21 protein-coding genes are annotated in these 24,623 nt (G+C 66.5%); 8 read left to right on the top strand and 13 right to left on the bottom strand.

Annotation, left to right across the window (positions count from 1 at the left end):
- Positions 1-53 precede the first annotated feature (53 nt).
- Complete coding sequence (locus tag ACLMAL_RS07520) at positions 54-923, top strand: oxygenase MpaB family protein (protein ID WP_411998404.1); 870 nt, start codon at positions 54-56, stop codon at positions 921-923.
- A 31-nt stretch (positions 924-954) separates the two neighbouring features.
- Here the strand turns inward: ACLMAL_RS07520 and pruA are convergent, their stop codons facing one another.
- From pruA to cofH, 5 genes are all read right to left on the bottom strand, one after another.
- Positions 955-2,592 (bottom strand): L-glutamate gamma-semialdehyde dehydrogenase, encoded by a 1,638-nt coding sequence (gene pruA, locus ACLMAL_RS07515; RefSeq protein WP_411998403.1) that lies wholly within the window; start codon positions 2,590-2,592, stop codon positions 955-957.
- A 70-nt stretch (positions 2,593-2,662) separates the two neighbouring features.
- Positions 2,663-4,423, bottom strand: coding sequence for a protein kinase domain-containing protein (locus ACLMAL_RS07510; protein ID WP_411998402.1), 1,761 nt, complete (start codon positions 4,421-4,423; stop codon positions 2,663-2,665).
- 115 nt (positions 4,424-4,538) lie between these two features.
- Positions 4,539-5,645 carry a succinyldiaminopimelate transaminase gene (dapC, locus tag ACLMAL_RS07505; protein WP_411998401.1) on the bottom strand — a complete coding sequence of 369 codons (1,107 nt, stop codon included), beginning with the start codon at positions 5,643-5,645 and terminating at the stop codon, positions 4,539-4,541.
- A gap of 9 nt (positions 5,646-5,654) precedes the next feature.
- The gene (gene fdxA, locus ACLMAL_RS07500) at positions 5,655-5,978 is read right to left on the bottom strand and encodes a ferredoxin (protein WP_328405725.1); all 324 of its coding nucleotides are present in this window, start codon (positions 5,976-5,978) and stop codon (positions 5,655-5,657) included.
- A 157-nt stretch (positions 5,979-6,135) separates the two neighbouring features.
- Positions 6,136-8,811, bottom strand: coding sequence for a 5-amino-6-(D-ribitylamino)uracil--L-tyrosine 4-hydroxyphenyl transferase CofH (gene cofH / locus ACLMAL_RS07495; RefSeq protein WP_411998400.1), 2,676 nt, complete (start codon positions 8,809-8,811; stop codon positions 6,136-6,138).
- Positions 8,812-8,955: 144 nt separating this feature from the next.
- On the opposite strand from cofH, the gene ACLMAL_RS07490 reads away from it, so the two are divergent.
- The 3 genes from ACLMAL_RS07490 to ACLMAL_RS07480 all read left to right on the top strand — a co-directional run bounded on the left by ACLMAL_RS07490 (position 8,956) and on the right by ACLMAL_RS07480 (position 13,068).
- A complete protein-coding gene (locus tag ACLMAL_RS07490; RefSeq protein WP_411998399.1) occupies positions 8,956-9,453 on the top strand; it encodes a PH domain-containing protein in 498 nt (165 codons plus the stop codon).
- Positions 9,450-11,057, top strand: coding sequence for a PH domain-containing protein (locus ACLMAL_RS07485; RefSeq protein WP_411998398.1), 1,608 nt, complete (start codon positions 9,450-9,452; stop codon positions 11,055-11,057). Before ACLMAL_RS07490 ends, ACLMAL_RS07485 begins: the two co-directional genes overlap by 4 nt.
- Positions 11,058-11,229: 172 nt before the next feature.
- Positions 11,230-13,068: an APC family permease gene (locus tag ACLMAL_RS07480; RefSeq protein WP_411998397.1), complete on the top strand. Its 1,839-nt coding sequence runs from the start codon at positions 11,230-11,232 to the stop codon at positions 13,066-13,068.
- A 79-nt stretch (positions 13,069-13,147) separates the two neighbouring features.
- On the opposite strand, the gene ACLMAL_RS07475 is transcribed toward ACLMAL_RS07480, so the two are convergent.
- From ACLMAL_RS07475 to typA, 6 genes are all read right to left on the bottom strand, one after another.
- Positions 13,148-13,594 (bottom strand): hypothetical protein, encoded by a 447-nt coding sequence (locus ACLMAL_RS07475; RefSeq protein ID WP_411998396.1) that lies wholly within the window; start codon positions 13,592-13,594, stop codon positions 13,148-13,150.
- Entirely contained in the window at positions 13,591-13,749 is a 159-nt protein-coding gene (locus tag ACLMAL_RS07470) for a hypothetical protein (protein ID WP_328405737.1), read from the bottom strand. Before ACLMAL_RS07470 ends, ACLMAL_RS07475 begins: the two co-directional genes overlap by 4 nt.
- Before the next feature lie 30 nt (positions 13,750-13,779).
- The gene (locus ACLMAL_RS07465) at positions 13,780-15,246 is read right to left on the bottom strand and encodes an amino acid permease (RefSeq protein ID WP_328413382.1); all 1,467 of its coding nucleotides are present in this window, start codon (positions 15,244-15,246) and stop codon (positions 13,780-13,782) included.
- Between the two features lie 78 nt (positions 15,247-15,324).
- Positions 15,325-16,215: an N-acetyl-1-D-myo-inositol-2-amino-2-deoxy-alpha-D-glucopyranoside deacetylase gene (gene mshB / locus ACLMAL_RS07460; RefSeq protein ID WP_411998395.1), complete on the bottom strand. Its 891-nt coding sequence runs from the start codon at positions 16,213-16,215 to the stop codon at positions 15,325-15,327.
- Positions 16,197-17,963 carry an ABC transporter family substrate-binding protein gene (locus tag ACLMAL_RS07455; RefSeq protein WP_411998448.1) on the bottom strand — a complete coding sequence of 589 codons (1,767 nt, stop codon included), beginning with the start codon at positions 17,961-17,963 and terminating at the stop codon, positions 16,197-16,199. Before ACLMAL_RS07455 ends, mshB begins: the two co-directional genes overlap by 19 nt.
- Before the next feature lie 343 nt (positions 17,964-18,306).
- Entirely contained in the window at positions 18,307-20,205 is a 1,899-nt protein-coding gene (typA, locus tag ACLMAL_RS07450) for a translational GTPase TypA (RefSeq protein WP_328405739.1), read from the bottom strand.
- A 151-nt stretch (positions 20,206-20,356) separates the two neighbouring features.
- Here typA and ACLMAL_RS07445 point away from each other — a divergent pair, with 151 nt between their 5' ends.
- Positions 20,357-20,533: a hypothetical protein gene (locus tag ACLMAL_RS07445; protein WP_328405741.1), complete on the top strand. Its 177-nt coding sequence runs from the start codon at positions 20,357-20,359 to the stop codon at positions 20,531-20,533.
- A 20-nt stretch (positions 20,534-20,553) separates the two neighbouring features.
- A complete protein-coding gene (locus ACLMAL_RS07440) occupies positions 20,554-20,844 on the top strand; it encodes a 4a-hydroxytetrahydrobiopterin dehydratase (protein ID WP_411998394.1) in 291 nt (96 codons plus the stop codon).
- 10 nt (positions 20,845-20,854) lie between these two features.
- Here the strand turns inward: ACLMAL_RS07440 and ACLMAL_RS07435 are convergent, their stop codons facing one another.
- A complete protein-coding gene (locus ACLMAL_RS07435; RefSeq protein ID WP_411998447.1) occupies positions 20,855-22,210 on the bottom strand; it encodes a mannosyltransferase in 1,356 nt (451 codons plus the stop codon).
- 252 nt (positions 22,211-22,462) lie between these two features.
- On the opposite strand from ACLMAL_RS07435, the gene ACLMAL_RS07430 reads away from it, so the two are divergent.
- Entirely contained in the window at positions 22,463-23,260 is a 798-nt protein-coding gene (locus ACLMAL_RS07430; protein ID WP_328405747.1) for a hypothetical protein, read from the top strand.
- Positions 23,261-23,395: 135 nt separating this feature from the next.
- The gene (locus ACLMAL_RS07425; RefSeq protein ID WP_406232830.1) at positions 23,396-23,791 is read left to right on the top strand and encodes a hypothetical protein; all 396 of its coding nucleotides are present in this window, start codon (positions 23,396-23,398) and stop codon (positions 23,789-23,791) included.
- Positions 23,792-23,836: 45 nt separating this feature from the next.
- Here ACLMAL_RS07425 and ACLMAL_RS07420 read toward each other — a convergent pair whose 3' ends face one another.
- A complete protein-coding gene (locus tag ACLMAL_RS07420) occupies positions 23,837-24,550 on the bottom strand; it encodes a DUF1906 domain-containing protein (RefSeq protein WP_411998393.1) in 714 nt (237 codons plus the stop codon).
- Positions 24,551-24,623 lie beyond the last annotated feature (73 nt).

Raw genomic sequence — 24,623 nt, 5'->3', positions numbered from 1 at the left:
CAAAGCTCTCACCGTTCAACCATCGCACGCGATCAGGAAAGACGAGGCCAACGATGACCGCGCCCCTTCCCGCAACGACGCCCGAACCGGCCCTGCGCTGCCGCTACGGCACGGCCGACGACTTCGCCATCGACGAGATGTGGAGCGGCGTCGCGGCCTTTCTCGGGGGCACCGCCAACGTCATCATGCAGCTGAGCCTGAAGCCCGTCGCCTACGGCGTCATGGACAGCACGGTCGAGACCGGCCGGGTCGATCTGCACCCGTGGAAGCGACTGCGCACCACGCTCACCTATCTGGCGGTCGCGATGATGGGTACCGAGGAGGACCGCGCGGTTTATCGAGAGGCCGTCAACCAGTCGCACCGCCCGATCCACTCCGAGCCGGGCGCGGCGGTCGAATACAACGCCTTCGACCCGAAACTGCAGCTGTGGGTGGCCGCCTGCCTCTACTGGGGCGTCGTCGATCTCGAGGAACGACTGCACGGCCCGATGGACGAGGACACCGCGGAGGTGTTCTATCAGTACGCCGCCCGGTTCGGCACCACGCTGCAGATGCGCAGAGAGATGTGGCCCGCCGACCGAAAGGCGTTCGCGGAGTATTGGAACACCAATCTGGCAACCAAGACCATCGACGCACGCACCCGCGCCTATTTCGACCATCTCATCGACCTGAAGATGACCCCCCGGCCGCTGCGGGTTTTCGCACCGTTCCAGCGGTTCGTGGTCACCGCCCTACTGCCACCGCAGCTGCGCGACCAGATGCGCATGACCTGGACCGCACGGCACAACCGGCTCGCGGTCGTGCTGCTGCGCGCCATCGGGGCCGTACACGGCCGACTTCCGAAGCAGGCCAGGCTCTTTCCGATGAATGCCTTTCTCTATGACATGCGCAGGCGGCATCGTCTCGGTAAGCCGCTGCTCTGATCGACCGATCTCCCGCAGCGGATTCATCACGCTACGCCTCCTCCATGTGCGGGTACCGATAGTCCGTCGGCGGCACGAAGGTCTCCTTGATGGTGCGCGGCGACACCCACCGCAGCAGGTTCAGTGGCGACCCGGCCTTGTCGTCGGTGCCGGAGGCGCGGGCGCCACCGAAGGGCTGCTGGCCGACCACCGCACCCGTGGGCTTGTCATTGACATAGAAATTGCCCGCCGCGAATCGAAGTGCGGCGGAGGCCTGTTCGATGGCGTGCCGGTCCTGGGCGAACACCGCACCGGTCAGCGCGTACGGCGCCGCCGATTCCACCTCGGCGAGGATGGCCGGATAAGCCCCGGGTTCGGTGTCGTCGTAGACATGCACCGACAGGATCGGCCCGAAATATTCGGTGGCGAACGACTCGTCGCGCGGATCGTCCACCAGCAGCACCGTCGGCCGCACGAACCACCCTTCGCTGTCGTCGTATGCACCGCCCGCCGGGATGGCGATCCCTGCCGCCCGTGCTCGCTCGATGGCGGCCACGTTCTTGTCATAGGCGCGTCGATCGATCAGCGCGCCACCGAAGTTCGACAGGTCGGTCACATCGCCGTAGGTCAGTTCCCTGGTCAGCGTCAGGAAGTCGTCACCCATCACGCGCCACACGGATCGGGCGATATACGCGCGTGAGGCGGCCGAACACTTCTGTCCCTGATACTCGTAGGCACCTCGAATCAGCGCGGTGCGCAATGCCTCCGGATCGGCAGACGGGTGCGCGACGATGAAGTCCTTGCCGCCGGTCTCACCGACCAGCCGCGGATACCCGTGGTAACGGCCGATATTGGCGCCCACCTGTCCCCACAGGTGCTGAAAGGTATTGGTGGATCCGGTGAAGTGGATGCCGGCCAGCCGCGGATCGGCCAGCGCCACTTCGGAGATCTCGACGCCGCTGCCGGTCACCATATTGATCACCCCGGGCGGCAGGCCCGCCGCCTCGAGCAGCCGCATCGTGTAGAACGCCGACAGTGTCTGCGCCGACGACGGTTTCCACACCACGGTATTGCCCATCAGCGCGGGTGCGGTCGGCAGATTCCCGGCGATCGCGGTGAAATTGAACGGGGTTATCGCGTAGACGAAACCTTCCAGCGGCCGGTAGTCGAGCCGATTCCACACCCCCGCACTCGACTCCGGCTGCTGCTGCAGAATCCCGCGCGCGAATGCCACATTGAACCGCCAGAAGTCGACCAGTTCGCACGGCGCGTCGATCTCGGCCTGCTGGACCGTCTTCGACTGACCGAGCATGGTCGCTGCGGCGATGGTTTCCCGCCACGGCCCCGCAAGCAGATCGGCGGCTCGCAGGAAGATGGCGGCCCGCTCGTCGAACGGCAACCTGCGCCAGCCGGGCGCGGCGGCCATTGCCGCTTCGATCGCACCGCGCGCTTCGGAGTGAGTGGTATCGGTATAGGTCCCCAGCACCTGGCGGTGTCGATGCGGCGCGACGATCGGGTGCCGCTGCCCGATGCCAGGCCGATGTTTACCCCCGATCACCAGCGGCACATCCACGGAGTCCGCGGAGATCTCGGCGAGTTCGGCAACCAGCGACTCCCGCTCACGACTACCCGGTGCGTAGGAATGCACCGGCTCATTGCCGGGGGTGGGGACAACCGTGACAGCGTCCATAAACCAGGCTAACGCCGTTCGTCGATGATCGCGCGTGACCGCCAGCCGTGTCGGCGAGCCGCGACGGCCGTCAGAACGGCGCCCGCTCCCACCACTGTTCGCTGGCCTGCTCGAAGGTGTGGTTCGGCCAGGAGACCTCCACCGACACCGTGTCGGGAAACCTCGTGCCGCGCGCCCGCGCGGCCAAGGTGAACGGTGCCGCGGCATCGAGCGGCCGGAACACCAGCACACTGGCGTGGTCCTCGATCGGCCGCGCACCGACCTGCGTCGTCTTGGCGGCGAGGTAGGCGCCGACCGCATCGCCGCTCGCGTATTCGGAGAACCACACGATCAGTCCGTCCTGGTGGGTGCAGGTGATCTGCCGCAGCGGGACCGGATCACCCGGTTCGGCAGTGGGCACTGCCACCGCGGAACAGCGCGCACCCCGCCAGGCCGTTCCATTCGGGTTCGGCGGTATCAGCTGGGGGAATGCCTGCACGATGGACTGCTCGGCACCCCACACCGGCGGCGCGGGCAACCGGTGCGGGCGCACGTACTTCCAGTAGACGGCCGCGGCGCCGGCCACGCCGACGATGGCGACTACGGCCAGCATCAACAGCGCTACGGCCAGCGCACGCCAACGCGAGGACACCGTTCGCCGCTGCCGGTCCCGCTCATGCTGCCCACCAGACGACGGCGGGTCTGCCGCGGGCGACTGGGGTGCGAGGTGCCCTTGCGGCACATCAGGATGCGGCGCTGTGTATGCCCGAAGCGTCGGTGCGGTCTGCGGCGCCGGAGGCGGAGTATGCGCCAACGCATGCGTAGTCTGCGTCGCGGCTCGCGGAGTTTGCGGCATCGTGTGCGGAGGCTGTGGCAGCGCCTGCGGAGACTGCGGCGCGGCCGGCGAAATGTCCGGCGTTTGCGGCGTCGCATAGGTCGCAGTCACAACCGACGCCACAGGTCTCGCGGACGACATCACCTCGACACTGCGCGGTCCGTTCGACGGACGGACACCGGTCACCGCCGCATAGGCCGCCTCGGCGAACTCGGTGCAATCACCGAACCGATCCCGTGGATCCTTGGCCATCGCGCGGGCGATCACCGCATCGATCGCGCTGGGAAGATGCGCCGCGACTCGGCTCGCCTGCGGCACCGGGCTGGTCAGGTGCGCGGCGACTACGGCACCAGGATTGGTTGCGGCAAAAGGCGCTTCGCCGGTGAGTAGGGCAAACAGAGTGCATCCGAGTGCGTATTGATCGGCTCGATGATCGACCGGCTGCCCCGAAAGCTGTTCCGGGGCGGCGTAAGCCAGCGTCGCAAGGAACTCCCCGGTGCGGGTCAGCTGGTGCGCGTCGTCGCGGAGTCGAGCGATGCCGAAGTCCGTCAGCAACACCCGGTCACCGCCGGTGCGCGCGGCGGTCAACAGAATGTTCGCCGGCTTCACATCTCGGTGCAGGACACCGGATTCGTGCGCATGGTCGAGGGCGTCCGCGGTCTGCCCGAGGATGTGCAGCGCTCGCCGCGGATCCAGTGGCGCGCCTCGGAACGCCGCGGCATCGCTGCCGTCGACGTACTGCATCGAGATCCACAGCTGATGGTCCTCGGCGCCGCGGTCGAACACCGACACCACATTCGGATGATCGAGCCGCGCTGCCACATCGGCCTCCCGCTCGAACCGCGCTCTGACCTCCTCGTCGGCATACAGCTCCCGGCTGAGCAGCTTGAGGGCGATCTGACGCGGCAACCGAGGGTGCGCCGCCAGATACACCGTCCCCATTCCGCCACGGCCGAGCACACGTTCGATTCGGTAGCCGGCGAACAGCTCACCGGCGACGAGTCCCGCCCTCTGCATCGACGAACCTTTCCACCCCGATCGAACCACTAGCCGACGGAGCCTATCGAATTCGACTCCGGCCGGCCCACACCGAAGTTCCGGTCGACTGGAATCCCGTGCAGCAGAAGATGTTTCAGGCAGCCAGTCGCTGCGCCGCTGCGGCGACCCGCTCGTCGGTAGCGGTGAGCGCGATCCGCACGTGTTCGACCCCGGAGGGTCCGTAGAAGTCGCCGGGTGCGGCGAGGATGCCACGGTCGGCCAACCAGTCCAGGGTGGCGCGGCCCGATTCACCGCGAGTCGACCACAGGTACAGGCCCGCCTCCGAGTGATCGATACGGAAACCCGCCGCCAGCAAGGCATTCCGCAATACCGCACGCCGTGCGCGGTAGCGCTCGCGCTGCTGCGCCTCGTGGGTGTCGTCACCGAGTGCGGCGGTCATCGCCGCTTGGATCGGGAAGGGGACCATCATGCCCGAATGCTTGCGCACCTCGAGCAGCTCGGCGACCAGTGCGGGATCGCCCGCCACGAAACCGGCGCGGTAACTGGCCAGGTTCGAGGTCTTCGACAACGAGTGGATGGCGAGCAAGCCGGTGTGGTCGCCGTCGCACACCTCGTGGTCGAGCAGGGACACCGCCCGGCCCTCCCAGGTCAGACCGAGGTAGCACTCGTCGGAGGCCACGATCGCACCACGCTCGCGGGCATAGGCCACCACCTTGCGCAGGTGCTCGACGCCGAGCACGCGTCCGGTCGGATTCGACGGTGAGTTCACATAGATCAGCGCGGGTGATTGCGGGCCGAGCTGCGTCAGCCCGTCCGCCCGTGCGACCTGCGCACCGGCCAGCAGCGCACCCACCTCATAGGTCGGGTAGGCGACCTCCGGAATAACGACGAGATCGTCGCCACCGAGACCGAGCAGCCGCGGCATTCCCGCGATCAATTCCTTGGTGCCGATCGCGGGCAGCACGGCCGCCGGATCGATGCCGGTGATGCCGAAGCGTCGTTTGAGTGCGTCGACCGCGGCGGTGCGCAGCTCGAGCGTGCCGTGGGTGGTCGGATAGCCGGGGACCTCGGCCACCGAGCTCAGCGCGGCGCGGATCAGCGGGTCGACCGGATCGACCGGAGTTCCGACCGAAAGGTCGACGATCCCGCCGGGATACGCCGCCGCCTTGGCTTTTACCGAAGCAATGGTGTCCCAAGGGAAATCCGGCAGCAGACTGCTGACCCGGCCACGCGATGACACGTTACGAACTCACTCACTCGCCATGGGGGGCAGTTCTTTGATGAACGCCGGGTCGTAATCCACCTTGCCGACCTTTGTCGCGCCCCCGGGCGAACCGAGCTCGTCGAAGAAGTCGACGTTGGCGTTCACGTAGCCGACCCACTGGTCCGGAGTGTCGTCTTCGTAGAAGATCGCCTCCACCGGGCACACCGGTTCACATGCACCACAGTCCACGCACTCGTCGGGATGGATGTACAGCATGCGACCACCCTCGTAGATGCAATCCACGGGGCATTCCTCGATGCATGCCTTGTCCTTCACGTCAACGCACGGTTCAGCGATGATGTACGGCACTGCCGCTCTCCTAGTCTGTCCTCACCTGCGGGGATAGTCCGCCCAGCGTCACACTATCCCGGCAGCCCAGGTTACTCCGGGTCAGTCTGCCCTAACTAACTTGGTTCCGCACACCACGGAACCCAAGTTGCGTCCGCGTCGTTGCGGCTCCTCGGAACTATCCCACCGACAGCGGCAGGACCGACATCTTGTGTTGCGGGACACCATAGGTGGTGGTGCGCTCGCGGACCGGGCGGCCGATGCCTTCGGCGATCTCGGTGAGTTCCGCGACCGTTTTGGCCGAGCCGTGCTGGGAGCCGGCCATGCGAGAGATTGTCTCCTCCATCAACGTACCCCCCAAATCGTTCGCCCCACCGTTGAGCATCATTCTGGTGCCCGCTGTGCCGAGTTTCACCCAGCTGGTCTGGATGTTATCGATCCGGCCGTGCAGCATGATCCGCGCCAATGCGTGGGCGGCGCGGTTGTCCCGAATGGTCGGTCCCGGCCGCGCCGCACCCGCCAGGTACAGCGGTGAGCTCTGGTGCACGAAGGGCAACAGCACGAATTCGGTGAAACCACCTGTCTCGTCCTGGATTCCGCGCAGCACCCGCAGGTGCCCGACCCAGTGCTTCGGGTTGTCGACGTGGCCGTACATCATCGTGGAGCTGGAGCGCAGGCCCACCTGGTGGGCGGTCGTAATCACCTCGATCCACGCCGAGGTCGGCAGTTTGCCCTTGGTGAGCACCCAGCGCACCTCGTCGTCGAGGATTTCCGCGGCCGTGCCGGGAATGGTGTCGAGCCCGGCCTCCTTCAGCGCGACCAGCCAGTCACGAATGCTCTGCCCACCTCGGGAAGCGCCGTTGACGATCTCCATCGGACTGAAGGCGTGCACATGCATCGACGGCACCCGCTGCTTGATCGCCCGCACCAGATCGGCATAACCGGTGACCGGCAGTTCGGGGTCGATGCCGCCCTGCATGCAGATCTCGGTGGCGCCGTCGACGTGCGCCTCCCAGGCCCGGTCGGCAACCTCGTCCATGCTCAGGGTGAACGCATCGGCATCCCCCTTACGCTGGGCGAACGCGCAGAAACGGCAGCCGGTGTAGCAGATATTGGTGAAGTTGATGTTCCGGTTCACCACGTAGGTGACCTCGTCGCCGTTGACATCACGACGCAGCTGATCGGCCAGTGCCGCCACCGCCTCGAGCGCGGGTCCCTCGGCGGTCGCCAGCGCCAGATACTCGGCGTCGGTGAGGCCGGCCGGGTCGTGCTCCGCCGAACGCAACGCGGTGAGCACCTCGGAATCGAGTCGCTCCGGCGCCGTGACCGCGAGATCGCGCGCCTGCTCCCGAATGGTGTCCCAATCACCGAAAGCGCCGACGACATCGGTGTCGGATCGGTGGCCTTCACTGGTCCCTTCGTGGTTGCGCGGACTGCCGCCTCCGGGCCCGTCGCTCGTGCCGCGGCCGAGCGCGGAATCGCTTCGGCTCTCGGTGATACGCCCGTCGGTGTCGATCGAGGTGTTCAGATCCACCCGTCCGGCCGACTCCCAGGACTCGTCCGGCTCCTGCCATGGCAGTCCGACCGGCATCGCATCCGGCTTCGCCAGGCCGGTGGCCGGATCGGTGAGCGCGGCAACGTGCGCACCGATGCGCGGGTCGACCCACGGGTTGCCCGCCCGCACATACTTCGGGTGCGCCGAGGTGCGTTCGACGAGCTGGTAGCCGGCGGCCTCGGTGATCTCGCGCAGGGTGTCCAGGTTCGGCCACGGCCGCTCCGGGTTCACGTGGTCCGGGGTGACCGGCGATACGCCGCCCCAGTCATCGATGCCCGCATCGATCAGCGCAAGGCATTCCTCGTGCGACACCAGATTGGGCGGCGCCTGCACCGGAACGTCGGGGCCGAGCAGCAGCCGCGTCACCGCGATGGTGGCCCGGAACTCCTCGAACCCCGCGTCGGGGACATCGCGCATGGCGGTGTCGTCCTTGGCACGGAAGTTCTGGATGATCACTTCCTGGATGTGCCCGAAAGCCTTGTGCTGCTTACGGATCGCCATAATCGACTCGGCCCGCTCGGACAGCGTTTCGCCGATGCCGACCAGGATGCCGGTGGTGTAGGGCACCGAGAGCCTGCCCGCATCGGTGATGGCGCGCAGCCGGACGGCGGGATCTTTGTCCGGACTTCCGTAGTGGCACTGGCCTTTTTCGGTGAACAGCCGGGTGGAGGTGGTCTCCAGCATCATGCCCATCGACTGCGCGACCGGCTTGAGCCTGGAGATTTCCTCCCACGACATGACGCCGGGGTTCAGATGCGGCAACAGCCCGGTCTCCTCCAGCACCATGATCGATACGGCGCGCAGATAGTCCAGGGTGGAGTCGTAGCCGCGCTCATCGAGCCACTGCGCGGCCTCCGGCCAGCGGTCTTCCGGACGATCACCGAGGGTGAACAACGCCTCTTTGCAACCGAGCGCAGCACCCTGGCGAGCGATGTCGAGAACCTCGTCGGGCTCCAAGAACATGCCCTTGCCCTCGGCGCGCAGCTTGCCGGGCACGGTGACGAAGGTGCAGTAGTGACACTTGTCCCGACACAACCGGGTCAGCGGAATGAACACGTTGCGCGAATAGCTGATGGTCTTCGGCCGACCCGCCGACTCCAGCCCGGCGTCGCGAACCCTGGCCGCACTCCGACTCAGATCGACCAGGTCCGCGCCGCGCGCGTGCAACAGCACAGCGGCTTCGTCGACATTGAGCGTCACGCCGTCGCGAGCCCGCCGCAGCGCGCGGCGCATGGCCGACGGTGTTGGCGGTGCGGGCGGGACACTCGGGGTCGCTAGCTCGATCACGCCCTCGATCATGCGCTAATCATCCCGGACTGTCTCCCTCCAGTGCTTGTGACCGTTGCCAACTGCACGATGGAGCGCACTATTCCTTTGCTGCGCCGCGGGTTTATTCCCGCAGGCCGAAGCGCTTCGGGACGAGTTCATGCAACCATGTCAAACATGTCGCAGCCGCGCACGATCATGGCCGATCCGGCCTGGCGCCCGAGCCCCAAAGCGAAACTCTTGTGGACCCTCCAGGCCGCGATGGCCTGGATCATTCCGGTGGTCGCTCTGATCGTCTGGGTGCTCGTCGACTCGGGACACCGCGCGGCACAGCTTGCGGTGTTCGCCGTGGCAGCGGTGCTCGCACTGGTCAGCATCGGCGTGGTGCCGCTATGGAGGTATGCGGTGCATCGGTGGGAGGTCACCGACGAAGCCGTCTACACCCGGGTCGGTTGGCTGACCCAGGAGAGCCGGGTCGCGCCGATCTCCAGAGTGCAGACGGTGGACACCGAACGCGGGCCGTTGGAGCGGCTGCTCGGCCTTGCCACGGTGACCGTGACGACCGCCTCATCGGCGGGAGCGGTACAGATCTCCGCACTCGACCTGCCGGTGGCCGAGCAGACCGTCACACGGCTGGCCGAAATCGCGGCACTGCACCGCGGCGACGCGACATGACCGAGCCGGTGCTGCCCGCGGCGGCCGGACCCGAGCCACACCCGGATCAACCGTGGCTGCGGCTCGACAAGCGAATGCTGCTGGTGCACCCCGTCACCGAGGTGGTCAAGTTCATCCCGGTATTGATCGGTTCAGTGATCCTCGGCACAAGCAGCGGCAATCACGGGTGGAGCGTCATCACGCTGGCGCTGATCGTCGGATTCGCGCTCACCCGCTGGTTCACCACCACCTACCGGGTCGGCCCGACCCATATCGAGTTGCGCACCGGATTGATTCAACGCAAGAAGCTCTCGGTGCCGCGCTCACGGATTCGCTCGGTCGATATCGAGGCCGACCTGCTGCACCGGGCCCTCGGGTTGGCGGTACTCGCGATAGGCACCGGTCAGCACGCAGAATCGCGGGAGAAATTCAAACTCGACGCGTTGGACGCACGGGTGGTGCCAGGGCTGCGCGCCGCCCTGCTCGCACATACCGCCACCGCGAGCGCGTCGAACGCTGTTGCCGGATCGCCGGTTGCGCACTCCGCGTACCCGGCGGACATCCTCCGAAAGGGCCTGCCGGAGAACGTATCCGACGACCTGCCGACACCGCGCAGCGCCAGGGAGATCGGACACTGGCACGCGAGTTGGGTGCGCTATGCACCGCTGTCGCTGACCGGATTCGCGATCATCGCACCTGTCGTGGGTCTAGCGTTCCAGTACGGGCTCGGCCAGACGCTGTTCAACTCGAATGCGGTGCACAACATCGAGGACGGCAGCACCGTCTTCCTCGCGGTCGCCGGTGTGCTGCTGTTGGTCGCGATCGTCATCGTGGTCAGCCTCACCTCCTGCGCCCGTTATCTCACAACATATTTCGGCCTGCGGGTGCTCGATAATGGTCGCACCCTGCAGCTGCGCCACGGCCTGTTCACCACCCGCCAGACCACCCTGGACCGCGCCCGCTTCCGCGGCGCCACCGTCAACGAGCCGCTGCTGCTGCGCCTGGCGGGGGCCGGTGAACTGGAAGCCATCATGGTCGGCGACAACCCGCGTCAGAAGATCCTGCCGCAGGCTCCGCGCGCGGCCGTCGAGCACACGCTGGCGCAACTGCTCGCGCCCCGCGCCGCCGGGACCGAGGTCGGACCGAGCGAGCTCGGCACCGCACCGCTGGCCGCGCACGGACCGGTCGCCCATCGGCGCAGGCACTCCCGGGCCTTGCTGCCGGTCCTGCTCGTCGTGATCGCCCTGCTCGTTGTTTCCCTTGCGGGAGTGGAGTATTCGGCGTGGTGGTGGCTACTGCCCGCCGTCATGGCGATCATCGCGACTGCCTTGGCCGAGGACCGGTACCGCGGCCTCGGCCACGCTGTCCTACCGGCCACCGACAGCAACCCCACCTGGCTGATCACCCGCGCGGGTTCACTCGACCGGGACCGCGACTGCCTGGAAGCCCCCGGCGTCATCGGCTGGACCGTCCGCCAATCCTTTTGGCAACGCCGTGTGGGGGTGGCCAGCGTTGTCGCCGCCTCCGCCGCGGGCAAGAAGCGCTACCTCGTGATCGATATCCCGCTCGACCGAGCCTGGCCGCTCATCGATTCGGTCACCCCGGGTCTCCTCGGTGCCCGCTGAAGCCGGTCGGTGCCGCACGGCGCCCGGGGGTGGCGTGAGTGCTCACCTGCCGGGGCTACCGGCACCGAGTCGGCCCTACCGACTGACCCGGTAGCTCCCATTAGGTGGCTTTGATGCGGTTTCGGTGGTGTCGCTGAGCGGTTGCCGAGTGCCGGCCGCGTTGAATGGGTGTGTGGTCGAGACGGCGCGGTCGGAGTCGCAGGAGCCTCGGATAGTCGATCGCCGGATGCGGCGGCACCAGCGCGGCGACAAGTATCGGCTGACCGCGATCGGCGGGCTGGCGGCGTTGTCGCTGGATGCGTTATCCAGTGTGGCTTACGGGCCGGAAGCGATCGTGCTGGTGCTCATTGCGGCGGGCGCGGCGGCGGTCTCGTGGACGCTGCCGGTTTCGCTGGCGATCGCGGTGCTGTTGCTGGTGCTGGTTCTTTCTTACCGTCAGGTGATCGCGGTGCATCCGGACGGCGGTGGTTCCTATGCGGTGGCGAAGAAGGATCTCGGTCGTGGCGCCAGCCTGCTCGCGGCGGCCGGCCTGGTCATCGATTATGTGCTCACCGTCGCGGTGAGCCTCGCCGCCGGTGCGGCCAGCCTGGCGAGCGCGTTTCCGGTGCTGGCGGATCATCTGCTGCTGATCACGCTGATCGGGCTCGCGGTGCTGACTGTGATCAACCTGGTTGGGGTGGCCGAATCGGCGAAAGTGCTGATGGGGCCGACGCTGCTGTTCATCGTCGCGATCTTCGCGGTGATCGTGGTCGGACTGGCGCGCCCGGAGCCGGTAGCCGTCATCGGCGTCGACCGCGGACCGATCGTGCCGATCGACGCCATCGGGATTGTGCTGTTGCTCAAGGCATTCTCCGCAGGCTGCTCGGCACTGACCGGGGTGGAGGCAATCGCCAACGCGGTGCCGGCGTTCCGTACGCCGGCGGTGCAACGAGCCCAGCACACCGAGGTCGGCTTGGGCGTGCTGCTGTGCGGGATGCTGCTCGGTCTCGCCGTGCTGATCCGCCAGCATCACACGGTTCCGCGCGACAACGTCACCCTGCTCGCACAGCTGTCGGCAGCGGCGTTCGGCACCGGCTGGCCGTTCTACGTCACCAACCTTGCCGTCACCCTGGCGCTGTGCCTCGCCGCGAACACCAGTTTCGGCGGCCTGCCGGTGCTGCTTTCGCTGCTGGCGAAGGACCACCGAGTCGCGCATCTGTTCGCCTTGCGCTCGGAACGGCCGGTGTTCCGTTACGGTGTCAGTGCGCTTGCGGTGGTGGCCGCAACCGTGCTGATCATTGTGGATGCCGAAACCCACCGGCTGCTGCCGGTGTATGCGGTCGGCGTCTTCATCGGCTTCACCATCAGCCAAACCGGGTTGGTCCGGCATTGGCGCACACAACGCGGAACCGGGTGGATTGCGCGCGCCGCGCTCAATGGCTTCGGCGCCATTCTCACCGCGGTGGCCGCCGTGGTGCTGCTTGCCGAGAAATTCACCGAGGGCGCGTGGCTGTTGGTGATCATCGTGCCCGCGTTGATCATTCTGTTCGCCCGCACCGAAAGCTATTACGGCAGTGTCGCAGAACAGCTCAGCCTCGGCCGAATTCCCGCGCTCCCACCGCAATCCCCCGACCGGGAGCCCATGCTGATCGTGGTCCCGGTGGTCGCGGTCAGCGAGGTCGCCGCACGCGCGCTGCGCACCGCCCAAGCAATGAATGGCGAAATCGTCGCCGTCGCAGCGGAAATAGACTCGGCCTCCATCCGTCGCCTCAGCCGCCAATGGAAAGAGTGGGATCCCGGCGTCCCCCTCACTGTGCTGCCGTGCCCACACCGCAGCCTGGTCACCACACTCGTCGGGTACGTCCGCAACCAAACCCGCTACGGCCGCCAGGTCATGGTCCTACTGGCCCAGGTGGAGGCCCACCGCTGGTGGCAGCGACCACTGCACAATCCGCGCGGCCCTGTCCTCGCCGCCGCTCTGCGCGCCCGCACCGACGCCGTCATAGCCACCCTCGCGGTGCGACTGGATTGACGGGTCCGACAACACGCCCTCGGCCGGCGTCCGAGGTCGGCCGAAGCATGACTCGTATCGCCAACGGCGGCAGCGATACTCAGCGACTACCGAACAGCCCCGCATTGAGCCGGAAGTACAGATACCCGAGCGGCGGCACCAACCCGCAGAACAAGAGAAGTGCTGTGCGCCAATCGCTTCCGAGCATGATGTCGCCGCCGGGCCCGGTCACCGAGCACAGCAGGAAGCCGAAAGTCCATGCGGCAATGGGCAGGATCGCGAACCCGACGCGGGTGGTCACCGTGCGAACGCCCATGACGAGCAGCACGTTGATCACACCGGCCAGCACGGCGGAGAGCGGGAACGCCACCGAGTCGAGGTAGGTCGGCAGGTAGAGCACCTCGAGTGCGAGGGTGATCAACGCATCGAGCACCAGCAGTGTGATGATCACCGGCGCCAGGGACTCCAGGCCCCACTGCGGCTTGCCATGGCCCGACTGTGCCGCGGCACGATCGTCGGCACTGTTGTGGTCGACGGCTGCCCTCACGCGACGGGAGGGAAGCCGAGGAGGGTCAACAGATGGCTCTGCATATCGACGAACGCGTACAGCACCGACATATAGATGTCGTGCTGTTGCTGCGCGCCGGGACGCAGGCTGTCCACGAAGCCCGCGATCGCGTTCTGCAGGTCCCAGTTGTACATAGATATCGAGTCTATTCCGGCCGCGTCGGTTCAGTCACCGTCGATCGGAATGTTGGCCACGACCGGATATTCACCGGTGTAGCCCCTGCGTTCCTCGGCGATCGCGAGCACTCGCTTGCGGGCCGCGAACCAGCCGATGATCAGCGCCGGAATGATCAGCACCAGCGAGGCGACGGTCCACGTGCCCACCGGATAGTCGCAGCCGGTGAGGACCACCACGAAGAACAGGAAGGCCAGCGTGGCCAGGCCGGTATAGGGCGCGCCGAACATCTGGAACGACGGCCGCTGCAGCTTGCCCTGCTTGGACCAGCGCCACAGTTGCAGCTGGGCGAGCACGATGGTGGCCCAGGAGGCGATGATGCCGAGCGAGGCCAGGTTCAGCACGATCTCGAAGGCACTGTCGGGCACGATCCCGTTCAACGCGATGCCGCACAGCGCAATCAGGCTGGTGAGCAGGATGCCGCCATAGGGAACGCCGTTGCGGCCCATCACGCCGGTGAATTTCGGGGCACTGCCGTTCATCGACATCGACCGCAGAATGCGCCCTGTCGAATACAGGCCCGCGTTCAGGCTGGAGAAGGCCGCGGTGAGCACGACAAGGTTCATCACGCTGCCGATGCCCGGCACGCCGAGCAAGGTGAAGAAGGTGACGAACGGGCTCTCCTTGGCGGTGTAGCTGGTGTAGGGCAGCAGCAGCCCGAGCAGCACCAGCGAACCGACGTAGAAGATGGCGATGCGCAGGATCACCGAGTTGATGGCGCGGGGCATGATCTCGGCCGGGTTCTCGGTCTCCCCCGCCGCGGTGCCGACCAGCTCGACGGCGGCGTAAGCGAATACGACGCCGGAGGTGACCACGACCAGCGGCAGGATCCCGGTCGGGAACAGGCCACCGCTTTCGGTGATCACGCTCGTCCCGGTCGGGTTGCCCTGCACGGTGAACCGGCCGAGCAGGAAGATCGTGCCGACGATCAGGAAGGCGCTCAGCGCGAATACCTTCACCAGCGCGGCCCAGAATTCCATCTCGCCGAACCACTTCACCGACATCAAATTGACGCCGAGCACGAGCACCAGCGCGATGAGCGCGAGCAGCCACTGCGGGATATGCGAAAATCCTGCCCAATAGTGAAAATACTGAGCAATCGCCGTGGTGTCGGCGATCCCGGTCATGGACCAGTTCAGAAAGTACATCCAGCCCGCGACGAATGCGGCCTTCTCACCGAAGAACTCGCGCGCGTAGGAAACGAAAGAGCCCGACGAGGGCCGGTGCAGCACCAGCTCACCGAGCGCGCGCAGAATGAAGAATACGAAGACCCCGCACACCGCGTACACCAGAAAAAGACCAGGTCCCGCGCTCTCGAGCCGCCCGCCCGCACCCAGAAACAGGCCGGTGCCGATGGCGCCGCCGATGGCGATCATCTGGAGCTGACGTGGCTTGAGACTCTTGTGGTAACCGTCGTCTTCGATGTTGAGGTGAGCCTTGTCACCGACCGCTGTCATGAACTGCTGAGCCTCCACGTCAATGTCCGAAATCACGAAGACGGTACCCGGCGCATCAATCTCGCGTTACAGCAACCCTCAGGCAATACCGGTGAACAGGTCGTGTTCGCGCCCGTCGGGGCCGACGACGCCGCGTTGCCCGCGCACGAGCACGTAGTGCTCCTCCGGCAGCACCGGCTGCGCGACATTATTGGACAGCGCGAATTCCCGACCCGTCGGCGCCACCATCACTTGCGTTGCATGTGCCCGCAGCGCGGCACGCTTGGCCGCGAGCGAATCGGACACGTCGATCGTCGTGGTCACCGTGTGGCTCGGCACGCTGGCGAGCTCCCCAACCGAGGGAAGCAGCCAGCCGGGCGGCAACGCGCCAGGCAACCCCTCGACCGTGCGTCGCGCGAGGACTTCGGTATGCAGGCGCAGCATCTCGTCATCGGTGACGGTCCAATAGAACTTCGGAGTGTCCCAACCTCGGTCAGCAGCCGCATGCACCGCTGCTGTGGTGATCTGGTGGGCCCGAATGTGGTCGGGGTGGCCATAGCCGCCTCGGGGGTCGTAGCCGATCACCACCCGCGGCCGCAGCTCGAGCAGCACCTCGGTCAGCGCGTCCACCGCTTCGACGCCGGAGTGGATGAAGGCGCGTGGATTCTCCGCCGCCGCAGTGCCCGCCATGCCGGAGTCACGCCAGCGGCCTGCGCCGCCCAGGAAACGCGGCGGTCCCGCACCCAGCGCGGCGAGCGCCCCGGTGAGTTCCAGCACCCGGTAGCCACCGAGCTGGTCGGCGCGGTCGGCAGTCAGCTGCGCCCACTGGTCGCCGATCACTTCGCCCTCTTCACCGAGGGTGCAGGTCACCACCGTGACCGGCACCCCCTGCCGGCGGTAGTGCGCGATCGTGCCCCCGGTCGTGATGGATTCGTCGTCCGGGTGGGCGTGGACAAGCAGCAACCCACCGGTCACGGGATCCTGCGCCACATCGCTGCGTCACCGAAGATGCCGACCTGGATGGCGCCACTGAGGGAAGCACCGTCGACCCGAGGACCCGAGGCGGCAACCACGTTGTCCTGCACGATCGGCAGCACCGTGGCCAGACCCCACAACTTGGGCTCGGCGTCGGCGAGCACTCGGCCCACTTCGATGCCACGCAGCGCCTCGTCGATCGCGGGCTGCAGCGTGGGGTCGCAGACACCCGACACATTGCTCGGCGCCTTCTTGGCCGCTTCGGCGGTGGCCTGCGAATTCCCGTTGCTTGCGGGATTTTCCACGGGCGGGCAGCCGTAGCGCGAGGCGAGCACGGTGGCCGGGTCCGAGCCCGCAACCTCCCAGCCGACGATCGCGTCGACCGCACCTTCCGTCAGATCCTTGCCATAGAGGGTGTCCGGGGCGACGCTGCGCACGCTGGCATCTATTCCGGCACTGCGTAATTGATCTGCTGCCGTATTTGCCACCGCGATGGCGGTGGCGTCACCGGTGGCCGCGCCGATTCGAATTGCCAGCGCCTTACCGTTTTTCGCGAGCGGACGCGGACGCGGCGCCGGTGAGGTCGGCGATATGACCGGCGGCGGTTCCGGCGCCCGACCGTAGCCGACCTCGCCGAGCAGCGCGAAGGCTTCGTCCGCGGTGGGCCGCGGTGGCGCGGTGGGTGTGTAGCCAGGGTCCGACAGGGTAAGGATCTGCGCGCGCACCGGCTCAACCCAGCCGCCGGTCTGTGCGCCCACAGTGGCGAGCAGAGCCGGATCGAGCAGCGCGAGCACTCCGCGACGGACCCGGGGATCACCGAGATCGCCACTGCGCCCGTTCAATACGAACTGCAGCTCGCGCGATTGGGGCATGATCGCGGTGCGCACTGAAGCGATCGCCGCCAGCTGCGCCTGGGTCGCGACACCGCCGTGCACCAGCGTCATCTGGGCGTCGCCGGTGCGCAGCGAATCGGCGAGCTGTGCGGGAGTTCCGCCGCGGCGCAACAGGATCTGATCAGGAGCAGCGGGCGTGCCCCAGTACCTGTCATTGCGTTCGAGGAGGATCTCGTCGCGACCCCGGTCGACCGATTTGATGTCGAAGTTGCCGCCCGACACCGGGATTCGCTCGACAAGTCCGTTGGCGAAGCCACCGGGCACATCCTTGACCAGATGCGAGGGCAGCAGGTTCGAGAACAGCTCACGCCAGGCCGGATACGGCGCGGTCAACGTCACGGTGACGGTTTTGCCGCCACCAGAGGAACTCACATCCGAGATGAGCCGATAGCCCGCGGGATCGACGACGCCGGGCTGGGTGATCATCTGCTGCCAGAGGAACCGGAAGTCCTCTGCGGCGATCGGCGCACCATCCGACCAGTTCGCTTGATTGCGCAGCTGATAGGTGATGGTGAAGGGCTCCTGCGTGGTGACATCGGCCGACACCACCAGCGCCGTGTCCGGCACCCACTCGGTGGCGCCGGGCACAGCAGGATTCGGCACCGGACGAAACGGACTCGGCAGCACCATCGAACTCACCGCCGCTGTGGCAGGTGACTGATCGGACCGCAGGTGCGGGTTGAACCCGATCCCGATGTCGTCGATCGCCACCACGACAGTGTTCTTGCCAGGTTTCGCCGGCGTCGTCTTGGGACTGTCGGTGCTTTCGATCGGAGGTGGCGGATTCGCGGTGCAACCAGCGCCCACCGTGATGGAGATGGCCGCGATAACCAGCGCTGCGCGCACCCTTGCACGTCGTCTTGCCGCCAAGCTCACGATCCGCACTCTACCTTGACGACAAGGCGGCCAGATCCCGTGCCTTTCGCAAGGTTCAGTACCGGCCGGGACGGGCAGTAATCAAGTCGTACAACGGAATGACGGAAGCCTGGTCTCCGGCTAGCGGTGATAATCACCAGGCGCTGCGTTTCGCTGATGCTCGACTGTTAGCTACCGGTCGACTGTTCGAAATCCACGGCGCGACGAGCGTCGCGATCACCGAATAGAACTGGGGAGCGAATCATTCTCATGATTCGCTCCCCAGTTTCGTTTCGGTACATCGCCATGAGTACGCGACAGCCGGATCATCCTCAGGCCCGGCCAGGCGGTCCGGCAATTACAACGCGGCCCGGTCCCGAGCCTTGCGTCGCGACAGTTCGCGTCCGCGTTCGGTGGCGCCGAGGATAACCTTGCGGACCCGGACCACTTCCGGTGTGACCTCGACGCACTCGTCGTCCGCGCAGAACTCCATCGCGGCCTCGAGATCGAGCTGCAGCGGCTTGGCGAGGGTTTCGAACACATCCGCGGTGGAGCTGCGCATGTTGGTCAGCTTCTTCTCGCGGGTGACGTTGATGTCGAGATCCTCGGCGCGTGGGTTGATGCCCACAACCATGCCCTCGTAAGTGTCCGCGCCCGGTTCGACGAAGAACTGGCCGCGGTCGGCGAGCTGGATCATGGCGAACGGAGTCACCGAGCCTGCGCGGTCGGAGACCAGCGCACCGGTGTGCCGGGCCCGGATTTCACCGGCCCACGGCGCGTAGCCGTGGGAGACGGCGTTAGCGATGCCGGTGCCGCGGGTTTCGGTGAGGAAGTCGGTGCGGAAGCCGATCAGACCACGCGACGGGACGATGAACTCCATCCGCACCCACCCCGCGCTGTGGTTGGTCATCTGGACCATCTTGCCCTTGCGGGCAGCCAGCAGCTGGGTGATTGCGCCGAGATACTCGTCCGGGCAGTCGACGGTCAGCTCTTCGAACGGCTCGTGAATCTTGCCGTCGACCTGCTTGGTGACCACCTGTGGCTTGCCGACGGTCAGCTCGAAACCCTCGCGGCGCATCTGCTCGACCAAGATAGCCAGCGCCAGCTCACCACGACCCTGCACCTCCCAGGCGTCCGGACGGCCGATGTCGAGGACACGCAGCGAGACATTGCCGACCAGTTCCTGGTCCAGGCGCGACTTCACCATGCGTGCAGTCAGCTTGTGGCCCTGCACCCGACCGACGAGCGGCGAGGTGTTGGTGCCGATTGTGACCGAGATCGCAGGCTCGTCGACGGTGATGCGCGGCAGCGCGACCGGATTGTCCGGATCGGCGAGCGTGTCGCCGATCATGATCTCCGGGATGCCCGCGATGGCGACGATGTCACCGGCCACGGCGACCTCGCCGGGCTGACGCTCGACACCGATCGTCTGCAACAGTTCGGTGATCTTGACGGTCTTGACACCGTCGGCGTGCATCCACGCAACGTTCTGCCCCTTGCGCAGTTCACCGCTGTAGATGCGGACCAGCGCGAGGCGGCCGAGGAAGGCCGAGGCGTCGAGGTTGGTGACGTGCGCCTGCAGCGGCGCCGTCGGGTCACCCTTCGGCGCCGGGATGTTCTCCATCAGCACGTCGAAGAGCGCGTCGAGGTTCTCGGCGTCGGGCGCGTTCCCGTTCTCCGGACGCTCCTTGGACGCCTTGCCCTCACGGCCCGACGCGTACAGAACCGGCAGGTCCAGCGCGAGTTCGGCGGCCTCGGCGGCGGCGTCGTCGAGATCGGAGGCCAGATCGAGCAACAGATCGTGGCTCTCCTCGACAACCTCCTCGATGCGAGCGTCGGGGCGGTCGGTCTTGTTGACGACCAGAATCACCGGAAGCGACGCGGCGAGTGCCTTACGCAGCACGAACCGGGTCTGCGGCAGTGGCCCTTCGGACGCGTCGACCAGCAGCACGACGCCGTCGACCATGGACAGGCCGCGTTCGACCTCACCACCGAAGTCGGCGTGGCCGGGCGTGTCGATGACGTTGATCACGGTCACCGAGCCATCCGGGTGGTGCCGGTGGACAGCGGTGTTCTTGGCGAGAATGGTGATGCCCTTCTCGCGCTCCAGGTCGCCGGAGTCCATCACCCTGTCGACGAGCTCGGCTCGCTCGGCAAAGGCTCCTGACTGGCGCAGCATGGCGTCGACCAGCGTCGTCTTACCGTGGTCGACGTGGGCCACGATGGCGACGTTGCGAAAATCGCGTGCAGACGACACGCCTAATCCTCCTGCTGTTGGTGTTGGTGCGGGCCGACCCCTGCAAACAGGTGGAGAATCGATACTCACCGGGCATTGCGGCCAGTAACAGACTACCGGTATCCAGGCGCGCCGCAGACCACGCGCCCCACTAAGGGTATGCTAACCAACTATGGGCAAGGTCAAGGCAAGGAAGGTTTCGAGTCTGAAACCCAAGAAGAAGTGCTGTCGCAAGAAGACGCGCTGCTTGAAATGCCCTGTGGTCATTATGCGGATGAAACGCCTCGAAGCCGCTGGTTGCTGCGGTAAAGAGCTGAAGAAGGGCCTCAAGAAAGCCCGCGCCGCCTGATCCGCGCGGATACTTGGACCATGGCTACCGAACTCCTGTCCGACGCCGATATCGACGACGCGCTGTCCGACCTGCCCGAGTGGCAACGCTCCGGCGACACCATCACCCGCACGATCCAGGCGCCGACCTTCCTCGACGGTATCGAGCTGGTGCGGCGGGTTGCCGACGCCGCAGAGGCCGCCGACCACCACCCGGATATCGATATTCGCTGGCGCCGGGTCACTTTCGCACTGTCGACCCACTCCGCGGGCGGACTCACCGGCCGCGACATGCTGCTGGCCCATCAGATCGATCGTTTGGCCGCAGGCTGAATATCGGCTGCTAGTCGGCGGCTGTGCGACGCAGCGCCCGCTCACCGATGGCGTTTCGGTCCGCCGACAACGCCTTCGGGAACGTCCGCAGCCGCTGCCGCACGGACCCGACATCCGAACGCAGCACCGCGCGGCCGTGCCAGATCATCCAGCCGAACAGCACGAGCACGCCGAGCGCGTCGACCGCGCCGAGCCAGGACAACACGCCCGGCCGTGAAATGGTCCAAATCGACTTCTGGGCAAACGACAGCACCCACGGCACGCCGATCAACATCGTCACCAGCCAGTAGCCCGCGATGAGCCGGGCGCCCGCGACCGCACTCAGCGGACCGTAGACCAGCCACAGCACCGTCGGCAGCAGCCAGACGAAATGGTGTGACCAGGAGATGGGCGAGACCATCAGCCCGAACAGCTGCACCATGATCAGGGTGCCCATCCGGTCGTCGGAACCCAGTGTGCGCCAAGCGAGGAACGCGAGCACGGCGACGACCAGCACGGCCGCCATCCACCACGGCCCGGATTCGACGTCGTAGCCGAGGATGCGGCTCAGGGTGCCACGTAGCGACTGGTTCCATACCGAGCCGACCGGCCCGATCCGGCTCGCGTCGCCGAGCAACGTGCCGAAGTAGCGCTTCGCCTCGGTGTGTGCAATCAGGAAGCTGACCCCGACCGTCGCGCCGAAGGCCACCGCCGAGCAGATCACGGTGACCCAGCGACGGCGGGCGACGAAGTACAACCCGGTGATCGCCGGGGTCAGCTTGATGCCCGCGATGACGCCGACGAGCAGACCCGACAGCCACCACCGCGCGCTGCGCACCGCGATCATGGCGCCGAGCACCAGGAAGACGTTGACCTGTCCGTAATCGATGGTGGTTCGCACCGGTTCCAGCCACACGCCGACCGCGGTCCAGGCGACGGCCGCAGTCTGCCAGCCCGGTTCGCGGACCCGCTGCTCGCCGAGAATCAACTCGAGGCTTATCCACACCACGCCGTAGAGCGCCGCGACCGTAGCGAGCAGCCACAGCACCGCGACAACGGTGAACGGCAGGTAGTGCAGCGGGAAGAACACCAGGGCCGCGAACGGCGGATAGGTGAAGGGCAGCGGGAAGTCCGGCGTTTTCTCGGCGTAGGTGAAGTCGTAGAGCCCATGAGTGAGTAACGAGGCCGACCCGTCGACATAAACGTGCAGGTCGACGAGATTCATGCCGTTCGTCGACAGCAACATCCATAACAGCCTGGCCAGCACGGACAGACCCAGCGCTGACACAGCCAGCTGTAGGCGTCGGTTCAATTCGCAGGCTTTCGAGTCGGGGCGGCAGGTCGTCGGCCTGCGACCCGCGGACGTTCGGGCGTTCGGCGACAAGATCTGAAGACTCCGATTAGATTAGCCGCAGCCCGGAGTGGGGCGGTGATGCCCTCGAATCACTGATAACATTTGCATCACCATTCACTTCTGTAACACCATTTGGCGCTAACGTCTGATAACACTGTTCGTCCAACGCACCTGTCGGGATATTGCGGCTGTACAACATGCAACCGTGTCCCTAGAGTGGCCCCCGAAACGATGGCTTTTCAGCATCGAACTCCAGATGTACCCGAGGTAAGGACGGCTAGACCAGTGCTTCGCACCCGAGGATCGCGGATCGTATTGTCCGCACTCGCCATCACGGCGAGCGCTTCGCTTGCTGCGCCGATGGCAGCTGTCGCGGCCCCGGCACCCGTGCCCGCGGCGGTTCCGAACAATGTCCCGATGGTGCCCGAGGGCGTCCCGATCGATGCGCTCGCCGCGCTGGCCCCGGCCATCGTCGGCGCAATCGCGGGCCCGGCCGACGCCAAGCCGATCGCAGGCGGCCTGCAGGGCATGCTGCTCGATGCGGCCCGCAAGCTGCTCGCCACCCTCAACCTGCCACCGCAGATCAAGTCCACCTTGGAAAAGATCATCACCTTCCTGGACGGCAGTGGCGGTGGCGGACCGGAGATTCCGAAGGACGGCGGACCGGTCATCGCCCAGTTCCTGTACCCGACCATCGGCAAGGGCTGCATCGGCCCGACCGCTGATTCCATCGGCACCGCGCTGGCTGTGCCCGGCCCGGCCCAGCTGCCGCCGCCGGGACCGCAGGCCGGTCAGGCCGGGTTCGTGTTCACCGCGCTCGGCACCAAGTCGCCGACGCCGGTGCAGAACCCGCCGATGACCGTCCAGTGGATGAATCTGGACACCCGCAAGTCGGGCATCCTGCCGCTGACCGACGAGGCAAAGATCAACCCTGATGGTCCGGCGACCCTGTCCGCGATCGCCGACACCGGCTTCGGCCGCGTCGTCGCGGTGGTCTCCGGCTCGCTGACCACCCAGGCACCGGACGCCGCTCCGCGCACCTGCTCGTTCCTGCCGACGCTGGGTTTCTTCACCGTCGCATGATGCTCCGAAGCCCGGCGCGTCCATCCGGACCGCCGGGCTTCGTTGTATCCACGGCCAGGTTCCCGCAGGTCGACACATCCGGGCGAATCGCCTGCGATAGTGCACAACCGCACTGCACTGTGGTAGACCGAAGCCATGGCTACCGTCGAAGTGTCGCTACGGCGCAATAATTCGATAGAGAGCACGAATTCCAAGCAGCACGGGCGCTCGATTCGAAGCAGGCGCTCGCGGCGATCGATACTGTCTTTCCGCTCCGAGGGCTCGATCCTGTCCATCGGCTCCGCGTACTCGATCCTCTCGATCGGCAGCGTCGGCTCGGTGCTGTCGATCGGCTCGGTCGGATCGTTCGGGTCGGTGATTTCATCGGGCTCGTTCGCCAGCGTCGGCTCGGCCTTCTCCGGCCTGTCGCGCTGGTCGCTGTTCTCCTGGCTCGGCGATCACCAGGCGCCCGAGAGTCGGCCCACGCTGCGCGTCGTCCCCGATGACGAGCCCGAGCTGCGCCTGGCGCCCACCTGCCACTGCCAGACCTGAGCGAGCCGCCGTCGGCGGTGCCGGCGCAAGCGGGCAGCGGTCAGTTCACCACTGCCCGTACTCCGGCCGCAGCACATTGTTGACGTCGACCCCGACACCATCGATGGACCGCTTGTCGATCTCGATCTGATGCAGATGCGCCGCCGGGTGCACGAAACCCTTCGGGGTGCCCCAATTGTGCTGCCAGTACCAGGCACCGAGGCCCGCGGCGCGCGCCAGTTCGATGGTCGGCGCGTTCGCGTAGACGCCGGTGTTCTGCTTGCCGACCACCGACTGCCAGCCGAGCAGATACGGCGCGATCATGGTGGCGAAGTCGACGGGCGTCGGGTTGTCGTCGATCGAGGCGTAGATCGGCCGGTTCTCCGGTCCGCCGGCGGCGAGGTGCAGTTCCAGCCCACGCGCCGCGTGCTTCTTACCCGCCTCCAGCCCGCCGCGCCAATCTGCGGTCTGGGCTTTGCCGTATTGGTAGTTCGAGACGATGGTCAAGCCCACGGCGTGCAGCTGATCGACTTCACCCGCCAGCAGCGGCTTGCCCTCCATCCATTCGGCGCCGGGACGGCGATCCGACACGTACCTGATCACACCGATATGGCCGGCATCCCGGATCGCCGTGGCCGACGGAACCCCACCCGCATAGTCGACCATGGTGCCGATGACTGCACTTGCCACGGCATTCGGCGCGCCGACGGTCGCTCCGAGAGCGGCGGTGGCAGCGGCATAGACGAACAGCTCGCGGCGGGACACAGAAAAGGAACGCATCGCAGGACTCCTTCGCGCAACCCCGATATGGAATAGCAGCGTGCCCGGCGCACCTTCCCCAGAAGTCACTCAC

It is taken from the genome of Nocardia sp. CWNU-33 (genome assembly GCF_046764895.1).
Lineage (GTDB): Bacteria > Actinomycetota > Actinomycetes > Mycobacteriales > Mycobacteriaceae > Nocardia.
The sequence above is the reverse complement of the archived record's forward strand: the minus strand, read 5'-3'. Positions and strand labels throughout refer to the sequence as shown.

Bases quoted from the DNA above. Each gene is read 5' to 3' on its own strand.
- ACLMAL_RS07440 (WP_411998394.1), top strand. From the start codon at position 20,554: ATGGCTACCGAACTCCTGTCCGACGCCGATATCGACGACGCGCTGTCC.
- ACLMAL_RS07445 (WP_328405741.1), top strand. From the start codon at position 20,357: ATGGGCAAGGTCAAGGCAAGGAAGGTTTCGAGTCTGAAACCCAAGAAG.
- ACLMAL_RS07485 (WP_411998398.1), top strand. From the start codon at position 9,450: ATGACCGAGCCGGTGCTGCCCGCGGCGGCCGGACCCGAGCCACACCCG.
- ACLMAL_RS07465 (WP_328413382.1), bottom strand. From the start codon at position 15,246: ATGACAGCGGTCGGTGACAAGGCTCACCTCAACATCGAAGACGACGGT.
- ACLMAL_RS07490 (WP_411998399.1), top strand. From the start codon at position 8,956: ATGTCGCAGCCGCGCACGATCATGGCCGATCCGGCCTGGCGCCCGAGC.
- pruA (WP_411998403.1), bottom strand. From the start codon at position 2,592: ATGGACGCTGTCACGGTTGTCCCCACCCCCGGCAATGAGCCGGTGCAT.
- ACLMAL_RS07425 (WP_406232830.1), top strand. From the start codon at position 23,396: ATGGCTACCGTCGAAGTGTCGCTACGGCGCAATAATTCGATAGAGAGC.
- ACLMAL_RS07510 (WP_411998402.1), bottom strand. From the start codon at position 4,423: ATGCAGAGGGCGGGACTCGTCGCCGGTGAGCTGTTCGCCGGCTACCGA.
- ACLMAL_RS07420 (WP_411998393.1), bottom strand. From the start codon at position 24,550: ATGCGTTCCTTTTCTGTGTCCCGCCGCGAGCTGTTCGTCTATGCCGCT.
- ACLMAL_RS07470 (WP_328405737.1), bottom strand. From the start codon at position 13,749: ATGTACAACTGGGACCTGCAGAACGCGATCGCGGGCTTCGTGGACAGC.
- ACLMAL_RS07520 (WP_411998404.1), top strand. From the start codon at position 54: ATGACCGCGCCCCTTCCCGCAACGACGCCCGAACCGGCCCTGCGCTGC.
- cofH (WP_411998400.1), bottom strand. From the start codon at position 8,811: ATGATCGAGGGCGTGATCGAGCTAGCGACCCCGAGTGTCCCGCCCGCA.